Genomic DNA, 20,382 nt, shown 5'->3' on the forward strand with positions numbered 1-20,382 from the left:
CGAACTGGTAACATAAGGTGAATGCGCTCTAAGTCTGGTCAATCAAGAGTCACTCAACTGGACGGCCTCAGGGGGATTGCCGCCCTGGTGGTCGTCGCCTGCCACGTCATGTCGACGCTCCCCGGAATCGGGAGCGCTGTCAGCGGCGACCGCTCCGCGGAACTCACCGCCGCGGAGTCATGGGCTGTCTTTTCTCCACTGCACGTCCTCTGGAACGGCACTCCGGCTGTCCACGTCTTTTTTGTGCTCTCCGGCTTCGTGCTGGTCCTGCCGTTCACCCGGCCGGGGGCGGCCAAGAGCTGGGCGCAGTACTACGCCAAGCGCTTCTTCCGCCTCTACCTGCCGGCCTGGGCGTCCCTGGCCGTGGCCGTTGCGTTGATCCTGATGATTCCCCGGACGGCGTCGCCGCTGCAGAGCCCGTGGGCGGACATGTATGTGATCGACCCCAGCGTGGGCCAGGTCTTCAAGGATTCCCTGCTCATGCTGAGCGCAAGCACCATCAACACGCCACTGTGGTCGCTCAAGTGGGAGGTCGCGTTCTCGCTCCTGCTCCCGGCCTACGTCTTCATCGCCCTCCGCTGGCGGCGCTTCTGGCACGTGAAGATCGGCATCGCACTCCTGCTCGCCGTGGTGGGAGCCCTGCAGGACGTGGACTGGCTGTCCTACCTCCCGATCTTCGCCATCGGAGCCGTCCTCGGCGCCGAGCGCGAGCGGATCAGCGCGCTGACCCGGTCCTGGCCCCGCGGCGGCTGGTTCGTCGTGGCCGCCGCTGGCATATTCCTGGCCAACGCGGAATGGATCAGCCCCGAGCAGCCGATCCCCGGCGTCGAGGCCGTCGTCACCGTGGGCGCCCTGCTGATCGTCCTGCTGTTCGTGTCCTGCGGCTCGGCCAAGAAACTCGGTGACACGGCCGTGGCGCAATGGCTGGGACGCGTGTCCTTCAGCCTCTACCTGGTGCACCTTCCGATCATCCTGGCCGGCGTCACCCTGCTGCGATCCGTATCGCTCCCGCTGGCGCTCGCCGTCTCGGTGGTTGCCTCGTTCGTGATCGCCGAGCTGTTCTTCCGCTACGTGGAACAACCCGCCCACCGGCTCTCGACGGCGGCAGGGCGTGCGGTGGAGCGCCGGACCCGCCGCGGCGAGCGCGTGGAAACTCCGTACATTCCGGCCACCCCGGCGGCGGCGCCGGCCCCGGTTGAGCGCCAGCCCGTCCGGGTGATGGCGGACGCGACGTCGGGCCACCGGTAGCCGCCATAGGAAGGCATGCCTCTCACAGTGCCGTGTTCGTCAAGGGTGTTTTGGTTCAGTGCGGCTGCACTACATTTTTTCTATGGCCATGGGTAAACAACGGCGCTCTGACCCCGTGTAGGAATTTCTACTCAAGGAGTGGGAAGGTCATGAATTCACGCACCAGAATCTTCCTTGGTGTCATCGTCCTGATGCTGGTTGTTGGCGGGGTGACGCTCTTTGGGTTCAACAACACCAACAGGAGCAGGGCCGCGGAGTACAACCCGCAGATCAACCCCGCCGATTTCACCACCAACATCACCAACCAATACTTCGCCCTCCCGGTCGGCAAAAAAATGACGTACGAGACCGCCGAGCAGGGAAAGGTCACCGAGAGGGTTGAGATCGAAATCCTGCCGGAGACCATGACCATAGGGGGCGTGGAGACCGTGGTGTATCTGGACAAGGAATACAAGAACGGGCAGCTCGTCGAGGAAACCCGGGATTACCTGGCGCAACACAAGAACGGCGACGTCTGGTACTTCGGCGAGGAAGTGGACAACTACTGGAACGGGATGTTGTTGAACCACTCCGGCAGCTTCCTGCACGGAAAAGACGGGGCAAAAGCCGGCATCTGGATGAAGGCTGAGCAGCGCATCGGCGATTCCTACCGGCAGGAATATTACGTTGGCCATGCCGAAGACATCCGGGACACCATCGCCACCGGCGAGACCGTCACGACGAAATCCGGCACCTACACCGACTGCGTCAAGGTCTACGACTGGACGCCGCTGGAAAAGAATGCGCGGGAGTACAAATACCACTGCCCCGAGGTCGGTGCGCTGGTCCTGACCGAGGACCTGGAGACAGGGAGCCGGTCGGAACTCGTGAATGTTGTCCAGCCGTAGCCGCTGAACAGCGCATCGTCCTTCAGCCGGCTCGTCTCCGTATGGGAGAGGAGGCCAGGCGCGGCATTCAGGCGCCCGACGTCGGCGGCTACCTCTTGGGCCGCGCCTTGGAAGCCTTCGGCTCCTTGGGCGGCAGGCCGGACACGTGCTCAAATGCTTTCTCGACCCAGGCCTTGGCGCGCGCCTGATCGCCGTCGCCCTCGGCGTTCCAGACTTCCGGCAGCCCGGTGTAGCCGCCCATGGGGCGCTCGGCCGGCCCGAACGGAACGGTCCGCTCGGTGCTCTCAAGCGTCTCCTTGTCCGCCTCGGCCAGCTTCACGCCAATGGTGGGGCCGAACAGGCCGGCGAACATGTTCCCGTTCACGAAGGCCCCCAGGTTTCCGAACATCGGCTTGACGACCACCTCGGGATGGTCAGGCAGCACCGAGCGGAAGTGTTCCTTGTCGGCGTCGGACGCTTTCGGCATTTCCATAAGTCTTCCTCGAGTCACGGGTGTCGGGCTGATGTTCCTGCAGGATATGCCCGCGGCCCGGCACGGCACAGGCGGCCCGCCGGGCCGTCAGTGCGGGCGGGCAGGGGCCGGGCGGGCTGCCCCGGACGGCCCGAAGGCGGGGCCGTGGTAAGCCGTCCCGCAAATCTCCTGTAGTGTTGATCCTGTTGTTGTGTTTATGCAGTTCGTAGTTCAGGCAGTACGCAAGGTTGAAAGACCTTGTTCTTCTGAAGCAGCGGTTTTGAGCACCCCACACCGGAGGACCCGAAAGTCGGGACTTTTCCTCCACCTTCACGAAGGACAAAAAATAATGGCTACTGGTACCGTCAAATGGTTTAACGCTGAAAAGGGCTTCGGCTTCATTTCCCCCGATGACTCCTCACAGGACGTCTTCGCACACTACTCCGCGATCGCCTCTTCCGGCTTCCGCTCCCTCGAAGAGAACCAGAAGGTCTCCTTCGAAACCGAGCAGGGCCCCAAGGGTCCCCAGGCCGTAAACATCCAGGCTCTCTAAGACTTAGCTTCCAGCTAACTCTTCTGAGTCCGGAACCTTACAGGTTTCGAGCAGGGTCCGTCATTGACGGGCCCTGCTTTTGTTTAACCCGGATGTGCTGGTTCCCAAGTAGCTAGCAGTTAAGGCCGTTTTGAGCCCTCAAAACGGCCCCTGCTGCCAGTCAGTTGGGGTGGGCCGCCTAACTCACTGCCGGTCGGCTCACAGGGTGACGCTGTGCCGGCGGGCCAGGAACGCGGTCAGCGCGGGGTTGTCGATTTCCTTGGCCAGCCAGGGCACGGACTGGGCTGCCGCCTCGTCGCCGAGCGCCGCCCGGTGCGACTGCGCCCGGACCACGAACTCCCGCATGCCGCTCCGGCTGGCAAGCCTGGCCAGCCGCTCTGTGAACTGGGATGCCCGCGGCGAGCCAGTGGCGATGGTGACTTCGGCCGCGACATCGAGCAGCCGGGCCGTGTACCAGAGATACCACGGCTTGGGCTCCAGGCCCCGGTCGATCCAGTGCTCGGCGGCGGCCAGGTCCCCGTGGGCCAGGAACAGCCGCGCCTCGGCACCCGCGGCCAGGGCAAGATAGCAGTGGTCGCCGGCGAGTTCGGCCATGACCCAGGACCGGTCGATCAGGTCCGCCGCCTCCTCCAGCCGCCCAGCGGCCAGGTAGGTCTCACCCCGGACCCCGGCTACGAACGGTTCGAACGCGGTCCAGTGTTCCGCCGCCACCCCGTCCAGTGCACGGTCCAGGGCGGCGGCCGCCAGCTCCAAATCTCCCCGCAAAAGATGCACACGGCCCAGCAGCGCCTCGCTGAACGCCAGCTGCCGGCGGTTCCGGACCGTCTTAGCGAGCCTCCTTGACTCCGCGAAGGCAGCCACGGCATCGCCGTAGTGTGCGGTGTCCGAGGCCAGCATGCCCTGGATCGCGAGGATCCGGGCCTGCTCCTCCGGGATCCCTTCGGCGGCCTGCATCGCCCGGTCCAGCCAGCCGGCCGCGCGGTCCGGCACCCCGCGCTGGACGGACAAGTAGCCCAGCTCGCGGTACGCCGCGGCGGCAGTCCGGGAGACGCCGTCGGGCGCTTCCGCGGACAGCGCGCGGTGCAGGAAATCGGCCACCTCGGCGCCGCGGCCGCCGGCCTGGTGGATCAGCGCCCCGGACAGCGTCACCAGCGACTCGGCCACGAGGTGCCGGTCAGTGGTCCGCTGGGCCAGGACGACGGCGAGGCGCAGCTGGTCGAGCCCCCGGTCGACGGCGCCCGCGGACAGGGAGGCGCTCCCGGCGTCGAGATAGGACCGGACGGTGGCCACGGTGGCGTGCAGTTCGGGGTCGGCGACCGGCTCAGAGTCGGACAGGGCGCGCCGGACTTCCGCCGGCAGGGGCAGGCCCAGCTCCCGGTGGTAAAGGTCCGCGCACTTGGCCACCTCCTCCCGCGCCCGGCGGTGATCGCCGAGGGCGACGAGAGCTTTCACCAGGACGGCGGTGCAGTCGATGTGGAAGGCATCCCGGCGCAGTGCCAGCGAGGCGAGTTCGACGGCGTCGGCGGGAGCGCCCGAGGCGAGGGCGGCCAGAGCCCCCTCGTACAGCAGCGACTGGACGCAGTTGTCGAGCCGGTACCGCTGGTCCGCCAGCCAGGAATCGAAGACGGCGTTGTCCGCAAATGAAAGCCCCTCCAGGAGCTGGCCGTTGACCGTCCGCGGGTCCAGGCCGTGGCCGTTGGCCGAGCCGATGAGCTCGAGGGCATCACAGTGCCAGGCCGGCAGGAGTGTTAGCCGCAGCGGGTCGCCGGCGATGGAGACGCCGGCCAGGGTCCGGCGCAGCTCGGACAGGTTCCAGCGCAGCGCACCCAGCGGATCCGCGGCGTCCGGGAACAGCAGCATCGCGGTCCGGGACCGGCTGATGCCGTTCGGCTGCAGGGCAAGGTAGGCCAGCACGGCCCAGGCTTTGCGGCCTTTGGGCTGTGGGGGAGTGGTGCCCGGGGACTCGATCTTTGGCGGACCGAGGAGGCGAATCCACGTCTCGGCCATAGGAGTCATTTTACGCCGCGGGGCTCTTTAGCGTCCCGGGGAATTCAGCTGCTGGGAGTCACACGGTTGCTCACACGGCGGCTGCCGACACTGGAGCCATCCAATCCGCTCTCCCTCTGAGGAACCAAAAATGGAATTGTTCGTAGTCCTGCTGTTCGCACTGGTGGTTGTTGCCGGCACAGCCACGGTCCGTGCCGTGCTCAAGGACGGTCACGGCCACCACCCAGTAGTGCGGTCCACCGAGTCGTGGAGCGCCGGGAACCTGCCCAGCGAACCCTTCACGTCATCCCTGGCCTGGTACCTGCCGGGGTCGCGGGTGCAGTAGGGCGCAGCCGCTGGCCTCGCACAGCCAGATCGCCAGTGCGGTGAAAAGTCCGGGGCGGCGGGCCGGTGGCCCGCCGCCCCGCGGTGTGCGCAGGCACTCAGCCGGGCGCCGTCATTGACCCCGCCGCTAATTGGCTTTGGGGATGAGGATCCACAGCGCGATGTAGACGAGCTCGCCGACGCCGAAGAAGCCGAACAGGACGAAGCCGAGGCGGACGAGTTTCACGGAGATGCCGAAGCGGTCGGCGAGGGCAGCGCACACGCCAGCGAGGATCTTGCGGTTCCTTGGCCTCACCAGTGATCGTTCCATCCAGCCAAGGTAGCAGTGCGGGCCCGTCAGGAGAACAGCCGGTGCCCAGTCCGGGGCGCCATTCCAAGATTTTCCCAACCTCAGGCCCGTAGGATCCGAAGGCCGTGAGGACTCGCGGTTCTGGGAAAGAGAGGCGCCATGAAAAAGACAGCATTCGGAGTACTGGCGCTGGCCGGAACACTCGCCCTTCAAATCGCCAGCGCGGGACCGAGCACCGCGGCGGAGCGGCGCGTCATTGCGAAAACCGTGGTGCGAGGCGAGGTACTGACCGCGGAATTCGACCACACGGATGGGTGCATCCAGACGAGGGTCAGCGTGTTCGGCGGCGTCATAACGGTCCGCGGAACAACTACGCCCGAAAAAATAGGCTTTGTGGCGGTCACGCAGGTTAACACCTGCACACAAACAACACTGATCAACGGGGATGGGGAGACGGATGCCCTGAACCTGATCGTTCCGAACGGGCTGGCCAAAGGGCAACTGACGATGTCCCTGGAATTCACGAACTATGCCGACCCCGCCAACCCGGTAGTTTCGCCGATGACCGCTGACGTGTCCTTCCGGGCGACGGATCGGGCGACCAAGACGTTTGCAAAGACCAAATTCGTTTCCGACGGCATCCGCTTTGTTTCGTCGGCTGAAACCAAGAGCCGGGCGGGCACTGCCACCGGCACGGTAACCATTGGGGCGCAAAGTGTAGTTTCGCCGGCTATTCCGGCGTACGAGGCAATGCTCGCCTGGGCGAACAGCAAAGAGAAATCGGTAGCCCGCCGCGCGACGTAGCCCGCTCAGCAGCTCGTCTTTTCCGGGCCCGCCGGTTCCGGGGGAGAGGGTGTTGCGGCCAGCATCCACGACGGCGGGGGACTGGCCGGTAGGTGTGAGCCAGTACATAGAAGCCCGGTGTCCTTGTTTTGGCCGGGGGGAGGCGTGGTTGGTTGCTGGTTTCGGTGTGGTGGCGGGGTTTTTGGGGGTGTGGGGTGGGGTGTGGGGGTGGATTTGTGTGGGGTCGGTGTCGCGTGTATTGTTGTTCGAGTCGCCGCCGCTGATGCGGAAAGATAGCGACCGACCCCCTTCTGAACGGCCTGGAATATGGTGCGGTTTTTACGCGCTGATTATTGGGTGGGGATCCTGCTTGTGGAGTTGTGAGTCGCGGAAACGTTGATTTGCTTAGGTTCCCGGGTTCGGGTAAGTTAGATAAGTTGCTCCGGAGCGATCCACGGCTGAGGTTGTGGTGGTGCCGGGTGTGTCTGTTGTTTGAGAACTCAATAGTGTGCCAAGTTTGTTGATACCAATTTATTGTATTGAATTGGTTGAATTGACCGGGTTGTCCACCCCGTGGATGGTCTGGTTTTTACAGCTGGTTTCAAATTTTGTGCATTGTGTGCATCCCGTTTTCCCGGGGGCGCATGGTGTGTCTGTTTTACTTCAACGGAGAGTTTGATCCTGGCTCAGGATGAACGCTGGCGGCGTGCTTAACACATGCAAGTCGAACGATGATCCCAGCTTGCTGGGGGATTAGTGGCGAACGGGTGAGTAACACGTGAGTAACCTGCCCTTAACTCTGGGATAAGCCTGGGAAACTGGGTCTAATACCGGATATGACTCCTCATCGCATGGTGGGGGGTGGAAAGCTTTATTGTGGTTTTGGATGGACTCGCGGCCTATCAGCTTGTTGGTGAGGTAATGGCTCACCAAGGCGACGACGGGTAGCCGGCCTGAGAGGGTGACCGGCCACACTGGGACTGAGACACGGCCCAGACTCCTACGGGAGGCAGCAGTGGGGAATATTGCACAATGGGCGAAAGCCTGATGCAGCGACGCCGCGTGAGGGATGACGGCCTTCGGGTTGTAAACCTCTTTCAGTAGGGAAGAAGCGAAAGTGACGGTACCTGCAGAAGAAGCGCCGGCTAACTACGTGCCAGCAGCCGCGGTAATACGTAGGGCGCAAGCGTTATCCGGAATTATTGGGCGTAAAGAGCTCGTAGGCGGTTTGTCGCGTCTGCCGTGAAAGTCCGGGGCTCAACTCCGGATCTGCGGTGGGTACGGGCAGACTAGAGTGATGTAGGGGAGACTGGAATTCCTGGTGTAGCGGTGAAATGCGCAGATATCAGGAGGAACACCGATGGCGAAGGCAGGTCTCTGGGCATTAACTGACGCTGAGGAGCGAAAGCATGGGGAGCGAACAGGATTAGATACCCTGGTAGTCCATGCCGTAAACGTTGGGCACTAGGTGTGGGGGACATTCCACGTTTTCCGCGCCGTAGCTAACGCATTAAGTGCCCCGCCTGGGGAGTACGGCCGCAAGGCTAAAACTCAAAGGAATTGACGGGGGCCCGCACAAGCGGCGGAGCATGCGGATTAATTCGATGCAACGCGAAGAACCTTACCAAGGCTTGACATGAACCGGAAACACCTGGAAACAGGTGCCCCGCTTGCGGTCGGTTTACAGGTGGTGCATGGTTGTCGTCAGCTCGTGTCGTGAGATGTTGGGTTAAGTCCCGCAACGAGCGCAACCCTCGTTCTATGTTGCCAGCGCGTTATGGCGGGGACTCATAGGAGACTGCCGGGGTCAACTCGGAGGAAGGTGGGGACGACGTCAAATCATCATGCCCCTTATGTCTTGGGCTTCACGCATGCTACAATGGCCGGTACAAAGGGTTGCGATACTGTGAGGTGGAGCTAATCCCAAAAAGCCGGTCTCAGTTCGGATTGGGGTCTGCAACTCGACCCCATGAAGTCGGAGTCGCTAGTAATCGCAGATCAGCAACGCTGCGGTGAATACGTTCCCGGGCCTTGTACACACCGCCCGTCAAGTCACGAAAGTTGGTAACACCCGAAGCCGGTGGCCTAACCCCTTGTGGGAGGGAGCTGTCGAAGGTGGGACTGGCGATTGGGACTAAGTCGTAACAAGGTAGCCGTACCGGAAGGTGCGGCTGGATCACCTCCTTTCTAAGGAGCACCTACAACCACCTTGCCTCATGCATTTGGGTGTGGAGGGGTTGTCAGGAGTACGCCCGTTGCGCAGACGCTAGTTCTGCGGCGGGTGCTCACGGGTGGAATATCAGCAAATAGCGGCCGCTGCGTTTTTCGCGGCACCCAGTACGGATGCTCTCTTGAGAGTGGTCCTGGAACGGTGCGGCGGGGGGAACGGCGGTTTAGTGTTTGGCACACTGTTGGGTCCTGAGACAACAGGACCGGGGGTAACCCCGGGACTTGTGTTTCTGGTTTCCTGGCTGCACCGAGCGCGCACGTGAGTGTGTGGGGTGTGTGGTACGGGGTTGTTGTTTGAGAACTACATAGTGGACGCGAGCATCTTTTATAAGAAGCAATTTCCAAGAATATGAACCTGGATCTGGCCCGGGCGCCCTTTGGGGTGTGTGGGTTGGTTTTCGTGGTTCTCTCGAAAATTAGCGTTTTTGATCTTTTGTGGTCAAGTTTTTAAGAGCACACGGTGGATGCCTTGGCATTAGGAGCCGAAGAAGGACGTAGGAATCTGCGATAAGCCTGGGGGAGTCGATAACCGGACTGTGATCCCAGGGTGTCCGAATGGGGAAACCCCGCCAGGGGCGCGAGTTACCTGGTGACCCGCATCTGAACACATAGGGTGCGTGGAGGGAACGCGGGGAAGTGAAACATCTCAGTACCCGCAGGAAGAGAAAACAATAGTGATTCCGTCAGTAGTGGCGAGCGAACGCGGATCAGGCTAAACCGTTCCATGTGTGATAGCCGGTGGGCGTTGCATGGTCGGGGTTGTGGGACTTCCCATTCTGTCTCTGCCGGGGCAGTGGGGTGAGTAGTACAGGCATAGGTGAACGGTCTTGAAAGGCCGGCCAGAGAGGGTGTGAGCCCCGTAACCGAAATGTTGTGTACCGCCCGGTGAAGTATCCCAAGTAGCACGGGGCCCGAGAAATCCCGTGCGAATCTGTCAGGACCACCTGATAAGCCTAAATACTCCCTAATGACCGATAGCGGACCAGTACCGTGAGGGAAAGGTGAAAAGTACCCCGGGAGGGGAGTGAAACAGTACCTGAAACCGTGTGCTTACAATCCGTCGGAGCAACCTTGTAGTTGTGACGGCGTGCCTTTTGAAGAATGAGCCTGCGAGTTAGTGTTACGTCGCGAGGTTAACCCGTGTGGGGAAGCCGTAGCGAAAGCGAGTCTGAATAGGGCGTTGCAGTGGCGTGATCTAGACCCGAAGCGAAGTGATCTACCCATGGCCAGGTTGAAGCGACGGTAAGACGTCGTGGAGGACCGAACCCACTTCAGTTGAAAATGGAGGGGATGAGCTGTGGGTAGGGGTGAAAGGCCAATCAAACTTCGTGATAGCTGGTTCTCCCCGAAATGCATTTAGGTGCAGCGTTGCGTGTTTCTTACCGGAGGTAGAGCTACTGGATGGCTAATGGGCCCTACAAGGTTACTGACGTCAGCCAAACTCCGAATGCCGGTAAGTGAGAGCGCAGCAGTGAGACTGTGGGGGATAAGCTTCATAGTCGAGAGGGAAACAGCCCAGACCACCAACTAAGGCCCCTAAGCGTGTGCTAAGTGGGAAAGGATGTGGAGTTGCGAAGACAACCAGGAGGTTGGCTTAGAAGCAGCCATCCTTAAAAGAGTGCGTAATAGCTCACTGGTCAAGTGATTCCGCGCCGACAATGTAGCGGGGCTCAAGTACACCGCCGAAGTTGTGGATTTCAGATATTAGCTAAGCCGCCCCCTTGCGGGGTTGGTTCAGGCGTCTGGAGTGGTAGGGGAGCGTCGTGTGGGCAGTGAAGTCGCGGTGTAAACCAGCGGTGGAGCCTACACGAGTGAGAATGCAGGCATGAGTAGCGAAAGACGGGTGAGAAACCCGTCCGCCGAATGATCAAGGGTTCCAGGGTCAAGCTAATCTGCCCTGGGTAAGTCGGGACCTAAGGCGAGGCCGACAGGCGTAGTCGATGGACAACGGGTTGATATTCCCGTACCGGCGAAAAACCGCCCATGCTGAACAGGGGATACTAACCGCCCGAAACCTGCCCGACACCCCTTGTGGGTGAAGGGTTTTGGTGGAGCGCGGGACCTGATCCTGGGAGGCAAGCGTATTAACAGGTGTGACGCAGGAAGGTAGCCGAGCCGGGCGATGGTTGTCCCGGTCTAAGGATGTAGGGCGAACGGTAGGCAAATCCGCCGTTCATGATGCCTGAGACCCGATGGGACCCCCGTAGGGGGGGATTCGGTGATCCTATGCTGCCGAGAAAAGCATCGACGCGAGGTTTTAGCCGCCCGTACCCCAAACCGACACAGGTGATCAGGTAGAGAATACTAAGGCGATCGAGAGAATTATGGTTAAGGAACTCGGCAAAATGCCCCCGTAACTTCGGGAGAAGGGGGGCCCCCATCGTGATGGACACTTGCTGTCCGGAGCGTGCAGGGGCCGCAGAGACCAGGGGGAAGCGACTGTTTACTAAAAACACAGGTCCGTGCGAAGTCGCAAGACGATGTATACGGACTGACTCCTGCCCGGTGCTGGAAGGTTAAGAGGACCGGTTAGCCGCAAGGCGAAGCTGAGAATTTAAGCCCCAGTAAACGGCGGTGGTAACTATAACCATCCTAAGGTAGCGAAATTCCTTGTCGGGTAAGTTCCGACCTGCACGAATGGAGTAACGACTTCCCCGCTGTCTCAACCATAAACTCGGCGAAATTGCAGTACGAGTAAAGATGCTCGTTACGCGCAGCAGGACGGAAAGACCCCGAGACCTTTACTATAGTTTGGTATTGGTGTTCGGAGTGGCTTGTGTAGGATAGGTGGGAGACGTTGAAGCCCGGACGCCAGTTCGGGTGGAGTCATCGTTGAAATACCACTCTGGTCACTTTGGACATCTAACTTCGGCCCGTAATCCGGGTCAGGGACAGTGCCTGATGGGTAGTTTAACTGGGGCGGTTGCCTCCTAAAAAGTAACGGAGGCGCCCAAAGGTTCCCTCAGCCTGGTTGGCAATCAGGTGTCGAGTGTAAGTGCACAAGGGAGCTTGACTGTGAGAGAGACATCTCGAGCAGGGACGAAAGTCGGGACTAGTGATCCGGCGGTACATTGTGGAATGGCCGTCGCTCAACGGATAAAAGGTACCTCGGGGATAACAGGCTGATCTTGCCCAAGAGTCCATATCGACGGCATGGTTTGGCACCTCGATGTCGGCTCGTCGCATCCTGGGGCTGGAGTAGGTCCCAAGGGTTGGGCTGTTCGCCCATTAAAGCGGTACGCGAGCTGGGTTTAGAACGTCGTGAGACAGTTCGGTCCCTATCCGCTGCGCGCGCAGGAAATTTGAGAAGGGCTGTCCTTAGTACGAGAGGACCGGGACGGACGAACCTCTGGTGTGTCAGTTGTACTGCCAAGTGCACCGCTGATTAGCTACGTTCGGATGGGATAACCGCTGAAAGCATCTAAGCGGGAAGCTCGCTTCGAGATGAGATTTCCATACACCTTGTGTGTGAGAGGCCCCCAGCCAGACCACTGGGTTGATAGGCCGGATGTGGAAGCGAGGACTAAAGACTCGTGAAGCTGACCGGTACTAATAGGCCGATAACTTACACCACACACCACCTGGGTAAACCAAACCTTCAAAAGAGGTTTACCCGCCAAGGGTGGTAAAAAGAAACAAGACTGCTTGCGTCCACTATGTGGTTCCCAACCAACAAACCCGTCACCAGACGGCAGCGTTGCAGGAACCGACAACAAAATAACAACACCACAACTGCACCCCAAAAGTGCAGGAAGCATGTTGTAACCACAGATTTCCCACCCCCAGGGGTACGGGAGCAAGGGTTACGGCGGTCATAGCGTGGGGGAAACGCCCGGTCCCATTCCGAACCCGGAAGCTAAGACCCACAGCGCCGATGGTACTGCACCCGGGAGGGTGTGGGAGAGTAGGTCACCGCCGGAACATCATTACACGGTCGAGAGCCCCAACCACCAGGTTGGGGCTCTCCCGCATTTAACCCACAAAACCAAAATCCACATAGGGAACATTGGTCATCCCGGCGTCGTTGGAGTTCGGTAGGCTCGATTCCGACAGCCCGATTACCGCATCCGCTCAAAGGACTTTTTCATGACTGCACGGACCATTGTCATCACCGGCGCCAGCGACGGCATCGGTGCGTCCGCCGCGCGGACCCTGAGCAAACAGGGGGAGCGGGTGGTCGTCGTCGGGCGCTCCGCGGAGAAGACGGAGCGGATCGCCAAGGAGATCGGTGCGGACTACTTCGTCAGCGACTTCGCGGAACTGGCACAGGTGCGCCAACTCGCCGCTCAGCTGAAGGAAAAGTACCCGCGGATCGACGTCCTGGCCAACAACGCCGGCGGCATCATGGGCCAGCGCGAGCTCACCGTGGACGGCCACGAAAAGACCTTCCAGATCAACCACCTGGCCCCGTTCCTGCTCACCACCGAGCTGATGGACGTGCTCACGGCCAGCCGGGCCACCGTCATCAACACCTCCAGCGCAGCGAACTCGCTCTACGGCAAGCTGGACCTCAACGACCTCGAGACGGCCAACAAGTATTCCGCGAACCTCGCCTACGGCAATGCCAAACTCGAGAACATCCTCTTCACTGCCGAGCTGAACCACCGCTACCAGGCGGCCGGCATCACCACGGCGGCCTTCCACCCCGGCGTGGTGGCCACGAACTTTGCCGCGGACACCACCAGCCCGTTCAGGTTCCTGTACCGGAGCTTCCTCAGCCGGTTCATGCTGAGTCCCGAACAGGGCGCGGACACGCTGGTGTGGCTCGCCACGGCCACGCCCGGGCAGGACTGGATCTCCGGCGCCTACTACGCCAAGCGGGCGCTGGCGAAGGCCAACAAGCAGGCATACGACGCCGAGCTGGCACGGGAGCTGTGGGAGCGCAGCGCGGCCATGGTCACGAGGGACGTCGACAAGCTCGACTCCCCGGCTTAACGACGTCCGGACCTTACGTTCGAGCGTCGCCGCTACTCCCGCCGGACCTGCGGGAGCGCCGACGGACTTGCCGCCGGACGTGTTGGAGCGTTGCCAGACTTACCGCCCGGCGTCGACCTTGTCGATCGCCGTCAGTGCGCTCTCCATCGTCCCGGCCAGGTCGCTGGCCGGGGCCGGCTTGGCGAACAGGTAGCCCTGCAGGGAGTCGCAGCCGCGGTCCATCAGGTACCGGGCCTGGGCTGGCGTCTCGATGCCCTCGGCCGTCACCTTCAGGCCCAGGGCGTGCGCGGCGTTGATCATGGTCCCGAAGAACGGCAGCTGTTCCTGGCCGGTCTTGATCATCGCCACGAAGGAGCGGTCGATCTTGACCTTATCCAGCGGCAATTCCTTGAGCCGGCCCAGTGCGGCGTACCCGGTGCCGAAGTCGTCCATCGCGATCCGCACGCCGGCCTCCCGCAGCTGGCGCAGCTGGCGCAGCACGTCCGAGTCCGACTCGAAGAACACACTCTCGGTCAGTTCGAGCATAAGCTGGCGCGGATCCACCCCGGTGGAGGCAACAATCGACAGCACGTCCGTGGCGAAGTCGCGGTTCTGGAACTGCAGGCCTGAGACGTTCACCGCGACGCTGTACGCGTCGTCGCCGGCCAGCCAGGGCCGGATCTCCGCGCATGCCCGGCGCATGACCTCGTCGCCGATCTCGCGGATCAGGCCGCTCTGCTCGGCCACGGGCAGGAACTGGTTGGGCGGGACCAGCCGGCCATGCCGCTCCCAGCGCGCAAACGCCTCGAACTGCACCACCGCGCCAAGCCCGGGGGACACCACCGGCTGGTAGTGCACCGAGATCTGTCCCAGCTCCACGGCCTGCCGCAGCCCGGCCTGGCCGTCCGCCTTGGCGGTGACCGTGTTCAGCATCTCCGGCCGGAACCGTAGCCAGGCGTTCTTGCCCCCGGTTTTCGCCGCTGTCATGGCTGCATCGGCCTGCCGCATTAGCTCCGCGCCGTCGAGCGTCCCGGAGGTCCGGGAGGCCAGGCCCATGCTCACGCCCGGCCGGACCAGGGAGCCGCCCACCCGCAGCGGCTCGTACAGCGACTCGGCGATCCGCTTGGCCACCGCGTCCGCGTTGAGGCATTCCGTCAGGAGCACAACAAATTCGTCGCCGCCCAGCCGGGCCACAGTGTCGTGCGGCCGGACGCAGTTGCGGAGCCGGCTGGCGACCTCCACTAGAAGTTCGTCCGCGGAGGAGCGGCCCAGCATGTCGTTGAGGTTCTTGAAGTCATCCACGTTCAGCAGCAGCACGTCCACCGGGTCCGGCCGCCGCAGCGCCGCGGCCAGCCGCTCGTTGAAGAGCGTGCCGTTGGGCAGCGAAGTCAGGGGGTCCCGCAGCACCCCGGCCCGCACCTGGTCGTCGTGTCCGGCGAAGGCTGCGGGAACGGCCGTAGACGCAGCAGCAGCAGTACGACGGCGGTGCGTTGCGGCGTCCGCCGCGGCACCCGTGCGCGCGGCAGTGCCGGCGAAAGCTCCGGCGTCGGACTGGCCGGTGCCGAATTGGCCGGTGCCGGACGACGCAGCGCGACGGTGGCCCGCCCCGCGGACGGCAAGCGCGACGGACCGGGCGGCCGCGCCCGAACCGGCGTTGGACGGCAGCAGCGAGCAGGTGATCTCGACGGGGAGTTCGGTGCCGTCGGCGCGGCGTCCGGAGCCGGCGAAGGGCTGGCCGGAGCGCGGTGCCGAGGCGCCCAGACCGGCTAGGACTCCATGGAATGGTTCGCGGGAGTCCTCGGCCAGGAGCAGGGACGAATCGGCGCCCAGCAGCTGCGACCGGGAGTAACCGAAGAGCTCCTCAGCGGCTGCGTTCAGGAACGAGATGGACCCGTCCGGATCCAGCAGCAGCAGCGGGTCCGGGCTGTGCTCCAGCAGTAGTTGTGCGAGTCCAGATTCCATGTGTTTTGCTTGCCCCCCAAGCGCCGGATGCGAAGTGGCAGCCGTCCTTGCGGAGAACAAGGCGGGCTGCGCTCACTGAATCATATGTGGTGCGGGCGCTGCACGTGATACGCGTCATGCGGACGCCGGGATTGTGTCGCACCCGCGTCTTCCGGCCCCCGCTGCAGCCGCCCCGCCGGACAGCGCCGCCGCTACGCGGGTAGCGGGACGCTTTCCAGTGCCGCGATGGCGGCGAGGGAGTTGCGGATGCCGAGCTCGCGCCGGGCTTCGGGCTCGGGTCGGGAAAACAGGAAGCCCTGCAGGGCGTCGCAGCCGTGATCCATCAGGTAGCGGGCCTGCTCCGGGGTTTCGATGCCCTCGGCGGTGACCTTCAGCCCGAGGCTGAGAGCCATGTGGATCATCGACGTCAGGATGGGCAGCTTTTCCGTCCCGGTGCGCAGCATGGAGACGAACGACTTGTCGATCTTCACGATGTCCACAGGGAGCTCCTGCAGCCGGCCCAGCGAGGAGTAGCCGGTGCCGAAGTCGTCCAGGGCCACCCGGACTCCGGCCCCGCGCAGGGTCACCAACTGGGTGATGACGTGGCACTGGGCGTCGAAGAAGACGCTCTCCGTGACCTCCAGGACCAGCTGGTGCGGGTCCACGCCGCTCCACGCCGCGATGTCCAGGACCCGTTCGGCGAAGTCCGGATGCTGCAGCTGCACGCCGGAGACGTTCACGGCCAAGGTCCGGCGCGGGTCCTCCGCGAGCCAGGGCTGCAGCTCGGTGCAGCTGCGCCGCAGCACTTCCGCCCCGATGTCCCGGATCAGGCCGCTGCGTTCCGCGGTCTGTATGAACTGGTCCGGGGGCATCAGCCGCCCCTCCCACTGCCAGCGGGCCAGTGCCTCGAACTGCACTACTTCCAGCTGCTCGGAGGACACCACCGGCTGGTAGTGCACATTGATCTGCCCCAGTTCCACGGCACGCCGCAGCCCGGCGGTCAGCTGGGTGCGCTCCAGCAGCGCGGCGAGCATCTCCGGCCGGAAGTGCACGTAGCAGTTCTTGCCCGCTTCCTTGGCCGCATACATCGCCAGGTCCGCCTGCCGCAGCAGCTCGGAGGACGTCATGGTCCCGGGACCCCGCGAGGCCACGCCCAGGCTCAGGCCCGGCCGCATAAGGGTTCCCTCGATGGATACCGGCGCGTTCAGCGTGGCAACGATCCGCTGGGCCACCGTGTCGGAGTCATTGCAGTCCACCAGCAGCACCACGAATTCGTCCCCGCCGAGCCGCGCCACGGTGCCGTGCGGCCCCACGCATTTCTGCAGCCGCCGCGAGACCTCCACCAGCATCTCGTCCCCGGCATGGTGGCCCAGGACATCGTTGACCTCCTTGAAGTCATCCAGGTCCAGCAGCAGCACGTGCACGGGCCCGGGGGTCAGCAGCGCGGCGGCGGCGCGTTCGTTGAAGAGCATCCGGTTGGCCAGCCCCGTCAAGGGGTCCTGGAAGGCAAGTTCCTTCAGCTTGTCGGTCTGCTCGGCGAGTTCATCCATGGCGCGGCGGGCCTGGTCCTGGGCGCGCTGCCGCGTGGTGATGTCGCGGAAGTTCCAGATCCGCCCCACGATCTCGTCGGCGACCTTCTGCGGCCGGGAGTACAGCTCCACGGTGCGGCCATCGATGAACTCCAGCACATCGTGGCTTTGTTTGCCCCTGTCGGCGTGCAGCTCCGTGACCTTCTGCAGGAAGTCGTCCGGATCGAGGAGCTGCTGGGCGATGAAGGTGACCAGCGCCGTCGGGTCCTCTGCCGCGATCAGCTCCGGCGGCATGCCCCACAACTTCAGGTACTGGTCATTGACCCCGGTAATCAGCCCTTCATTGGAGACCACCACGATCCCGTCGGCGGTGGTTTCCAGCGTCGCATCGAGCAGCGAGACCGCCAGACGGCGGCCCGAGTCGGTGTCCTCCCGGTGGCTGCCGTCACGGACGGCAACCGCCATGGCCGTTCCGGCGTCGACGGTTACCAGCGAGCAGGTGATCTCCAGCGGCAGTTCGCTGCCATCACGACGCCGGCCTGCCGCCGCGAACGGGCGCCGGCCGGCGTCGCTGCCCCGGCCCAGCCGGCCGAAGACCCGCAGGAACCCGCCGCGCTCGTCCTCGGAGAGCAGGATGTTGTGCCCGACGCCGAGCAGCTGTTCGCGCGGATAGCCGAAGAGGCGCTCCGCGGCCGCGTTCACGAACGCGATGGTTCCGTCCGCGGTTAGCAGCAGATAAGCATCGGGGCCCTGCTCGAGCAGGCTCTCTTCAATCCCAGTTCCCACGGCGATACCGGCCCCCAAAGCGACGGATGTTGACGTACGTGACTAAAAGTCCGACGGCGGCGCCGCGGACTAAGCGTTTCCTGAATCATAGGGTCCGTTGCGCTCATGTCCAGCACCACGGCACCGGACTTTTGCGGGCCACTCTTTCGGGTCAGCGGAGTCCGGCGACCCGATCTCCCCGGAGGGCGGCGAATGCCCCGGCGGACCGGGCGATCGCGGACGCCAGGGCCGGCACGGCTTCCGGGCCGGAAAACAGAAATCCCTGCAGCGAGTCGCAGTCCAGGTTCATCAGGTATTGGGCCTGCGCTGCCGTTTCCACGCCCTCCGCCGTGACGGTCAGTCCCAGGCCGTGGGCCATGCTGATCATGCAGCTGAGGATCGGCAGGTTCTCCTCGCCGGTGTGGATCATGGAGATGAAGGACCGATCGATTTTCAGCGTGTCCACGGGCAGGTCCTGGAGCCGGCCCAGCGAGGAGTAGCCGGTGCCGAAGTCATCCAGGGCCACCTTCACGCCGGCCTTTCGGAGCGCCATGAGCTGCTGGATCACGTGGCAGTCGTCGTCGAAGAACACACTCTCGGTGACCTCCACCACCAGCTGCCGCGGATCCACCCCACAGGACTCGGTGACGGCCAGGACCAGCTCGGCGAAGTCACCGTGCTGCAGCTGGACCCCTGAGACGTTGACAGCGAGGGACCGGGAGGGGTCTTCCACGAGCCAGGGCTTCAGCTCGGTGCAGCCCTTCAGCAGGACCTCGGTGCCGATCTCGACTATCAGGCCGCTGCGCTCCGCCGTCGGGATGAACTGCTGCGGCGGGACGGTTTCGCCGTCGCGCTCCCAGCGGGCCAGTGCCTCCACTTTAACGACGACGCCGAGCCTCGACGAGACGATCGGCTGGTAGTGCACAGCGATCTGGCCGGCGTCCACGGCCACGCGCAGCCCCGCCTCAAGCTCGGTGCGCTCCACGAGTGACTTCATCATCTCCGGCCGGAACGGCAGGTACCGGTTCTTCCCGGCAGTTTTCGCCGCGTACATCGCGACGTCGGCGCGGCGCAGCAGTTCGGAGGCGTCCACAGCGTCGTCGTTGAGGGACGTCAGGCCCAGGCTCAGGCTGGGGCGCAGCATGGTGCCGTCGATCCAGAGCGGGACGCGCAGCGAGTCGACGATCCTCCCCGCCACCGCCTCGGCGTCCGGCGAGCCGACCAGCAAAACCACGAATTCGTCACCGCCCAGGCGTGCTACAACGTCGTTCGGGCGGACGCACTCGCGCAGCCGCCGGCCCACCTCGATCAGCATCTGGTCGCCGGCGTGGTGGCCCAGGATGTCGTTGACTTCCTTGAAATCGTCCAGGTCCAGGAGCAGGACGTCGACGGCGGCACCGTCCGCCCCGGGCAGCGCGGCCGCGAGCCGGTCGTTGAAGAGCTGGCGGTTGGCCAGTCCGGTCAGCGGGTCCTGGAACGCGAGGGCCTTGAGCTGGGCGGCCTGCTCTGCGAGGTCGGCCATGGCCTGGGTGATCCGGTCCTGGGCGATCCGGGCAGGGGTGACGTCCCGGAAACTCCACACGCGCCCCACCACTTTTTCCGCGACCTTCTGGGGGCGGGAGTAGCGTTCGAAGGTCCGGCCGTCGCGGAAGTCCAGGACGTCGTGGCTTTCCGCGGTAGGAGCGGCGTAGAGCGCGGTGACCTTCTCGACGAACTGCGCCGGATCCACGAGCTGGTCCAGGACGAAGCCCATCACGGCCTCGTCGTCCTGGGTGGCCAGGAGCTCCCGCGGGATGCCCCACATGGTGATGAACTGGTTGTTGACGCCGGCGATCCGGCCGTCGCCTGCGACGACGAGGATGCCGTCCGCCGTGGATTCCAGCGTGGCGCTCAGCAGGGACATGGCTTCGCGGAGTCCTGCGTCCGCGGCCAGCCGGTGGGACGTGTCGCGGACGGCGACGGCCATGGTGGCGGGGACGTCGTCGCTGCCCTGGGCCAGCAGCGAGCAGGCCACTTCGCCCTGGAACTCGGTGCCGTCGCGGCGGACACCGTAGGCCTCGACCGGCGGGAAGCTGGGGAACGTGGGGGCTGCGGCGGGGGTGACCGGGCCGGCGTCGGCGTCCTTGCGGAGCGCGAAGAAGATCCGCTGGAGGCCGCTGCGAAAGCCTTCGGCGAGGAGCATCCGGTGGTCACGGCCCAGGAGCTCGTCGCGGGAGTAGCCGAACATACGTTCCGTGGCGGCGTTGACGCGGATGATGGTGCCGTCCTCGGTGACCACCAGGAGGGCGTCGGGGCTGGACTCCAGCACCGCCTCGACGCCGGGTACAGGGTACGAGGAAGCCGTCACGCGGCCACCGCCGTGCGAATGTGAGACCACCGGTAATTCATTGAAAAGCCCTCCCCTCAGGAAATCATAGGGGTCGAGTGTTCCGGAGGCGTCCAAGCGGGGGTGGCGCGGCGGC

The 20,382-nt window shown here is 63.7% G+C and carries 12 protein-coding genes and 3 rRNA genes; 9 read left to right on the forward strand and 6 right to left on the reverse strand.

Features of this window, described 5'->3' with window-relative positions; genetic code table 11:
* Window positions 1-21 precede the first annotated feature (21 nt).
* The gene (locus LDO13_RS04225; protein ID WP_224048816.1) at window positions 22-1,248 is read left to right on the forward strand and encodes an acyltransferase; all 1,227 of its coding nucleotides are present in this window, start codon (window positions 22-24) and stop codon (window positions 1,246-1,248) included.
* Window positions 1,249-1,397: 149 nt separating this feature from the next.
* The gene (locus tag LDO13_RS04230; protein WP_224048817.1) at window positions 1,398-2,135 is read left to right on the forward strand and encodes a hypothetical protein; all 738 of its coding nucleotides are present in this window, start codon (window positions 1,398-1,400) and stop codon (window positions 2,133-2,135) included.
* An 88-nt stretch (window positions 2,136-2,223) separates the two neighbouring features.
* On the opposite strand, the gene LDO13_RS04235 is transcribed toward LDO13_RS04230, so the two are convergent.
* Window positions 2,224-2,607: a TfoX/Sxy family protein gene (locus LDO13_RS04235; RefSeq protein WP_224048818.1), complete on the reverse strand. Its 384-nt coding sequence runs from the start codon at window positions 2,605-2,607 to the stop codon at window positions 2,224-2,226.
* A 328-nt stretch (window positions 2,608-2,935) separates the two neighbouring features.
* On the opposite strand from LDO13_RS04235, the gene LDO13_RS04240 reads away from it, so the two are divergent.
* Complete coding sequence (locus tag LDO13_RS04240) at window positions 2,936-3,139, forward strand: cold-shock protein (protein ID WP_024365339.1); 204 nt, start codon at window positions 2,936-2,938, stop codon at window positions 3,137-3,139.
* Between the two features lie 198 nt (window positions 3,140-3,337).
* On the opposite strand, the gene LDO13_RS04245 is transcribed toward LDO13_RS04240, so the two are convergent.
* Complete coding sequence (locus tag LDO13_RS04245; RefSeq protein ID WP_224048819.1) at window positions 3,338-5,146, reverse strand: SARP family transcriptional regulator; 1,809 nt, start codon at window positions 5,144-5,146, stop codon at window positions 3,338-3,340.
* A 130-nt stretch (window positions 5,147-5,276) separates the two neighbouring features.
* On the opposite strand from LDO13_RS04245, the gene LDO13_RS04250 reads away from it, so the two are divergent.
* A complete protein-coding gene (locus LDO13_RS04250; RefSeq protein ID WP_224048820.1) occupies window positions 5,277-5,471 on the forward strand; it encodes a hypothetical protein in 195 nt (64 codons plus the stop codon).
* A 126-nt stretch (window positions 5,472-5,597) separates the two neighbouring features.
* On the opposite strand, the gene LDO13_RS04255 is transcribed toward LDO13_RS04250, so the two are convergent.
* Complete coding sequence (locus LDO13_RS04255; RefSeq protein WP_224048821.1) at window positions 5,598-5,780, reverse strand: PspC domain-containing protein; 183 nt, start codon at window positions 5,778-5,780, stop codon at window positions 5,598-5,600.
* A gap of 138 nt (window positions 5,781-5,918) precedes the next feature.
* Between LDO13_RS04255 and LDO13_RS04260 the strand changes: the two genes are divergently transcribed.
* From LDO13_RS04260 to LDO13_RS04280, 5 genes are all read left to right on the forward strand, one after another.
* Entirely contained in the window at window positions 5,919-6,563 is a 645-nt protein-coding gene (locus LDO13_RS04260; RefSeq protein WP_224048822.1) for a hypothetical protein, read from the forward strand.
* Window positions 6,564-7,205: 642 nt separating this feature from the next.
* Window positions 7,206-8,729, forward strand: a 16S ribosomal RNA gene (locus LDO13_RS04265).
* Between the two features lie 479 nt (window positions 8,730-9,208).
* Window positions 9,209-12,345 (forward strand): 23S ribosomal RNA (locus LDO13_RS04270).
* 230 nt (window positions 12,346-12,575) lie between these two features.
* A 5S ribosomal RNA gene (rrf, locus tag LDO13_RS04275) occupies window positions 12,576-12,692 on the forward strand.
* The 16S, 23S and 5S rRNA genes sit together here, the layout of an rRNA operon.
* Before the next feature lie 165 nt (window positions 12,693-12,857).
* Window positions 12,858-13,706, forward strand: a complete 849-nt coding sequence (locus LDO13_RS04280; RefSeq protein ID WP_224048823.1) for an SDR family NAD(P)-dependent oxidoreductase — start codon at window positions 12,858-12,860, stop codon at window positions 13,704-13,706.
* Between the two features lie 99 nt (window positions 13,707-13,805).
* Here the strand turns inward: LDO13_RS04280 and LDO13_RS04285 are convergent, their stop codons facing one another.
* The 3 genes from LDO13_RS04285 to LDO13_RS04295 form a co-directional block, all read right to left on the reverse strand.
* Window positions 13,806-15,647, reverse strand: coding sequence for a bifunctional diguanylate cyclase/phosphodiesterase (locus tag LDO13_RS04285; RefSeq protein WP_224048824.1), 1,842 nt, complete (start codon window positions 15,645-15,647; stop codon window positions 13,806-13,808).
* Between the two features lie 191 nt (window positions 15,648-15,838).
* Entirely contained in the window at window positions 15,839-17,941 is a 2,103-nt protein-coding gene (locus LDO13_RS04290; RefSeq protein WP_224048825.1) for an EAL domain-containing protein, read from the reverse strand.
* 151 nt (window positions 17,942-18,092) lie between these two features.
* Window positions 18,093-20,267, reverse strand: a complete 2,175-nt coding sequence (locus tag LDO13_RS04295; RefSeq protein ID WP_224048826.1) for an EAL domain-containing protein — start codon at window positions 20,265-20,267, stop codon at window positions 18,093-18,095.
* Window positions 20,268-20,382: the final 115 nt, after the last annotated feature.

Origin of the sequence: Arthrobacter sp. NicSoilB4 (assembly GCF_019977335.1) — a bacterium.
Taxonomy (GTDB): domain Bacteria; phylum Actinomycetota; class Actinomycetes; order Actinomycetales; family Micrococcaceae; genus Arthrobacter.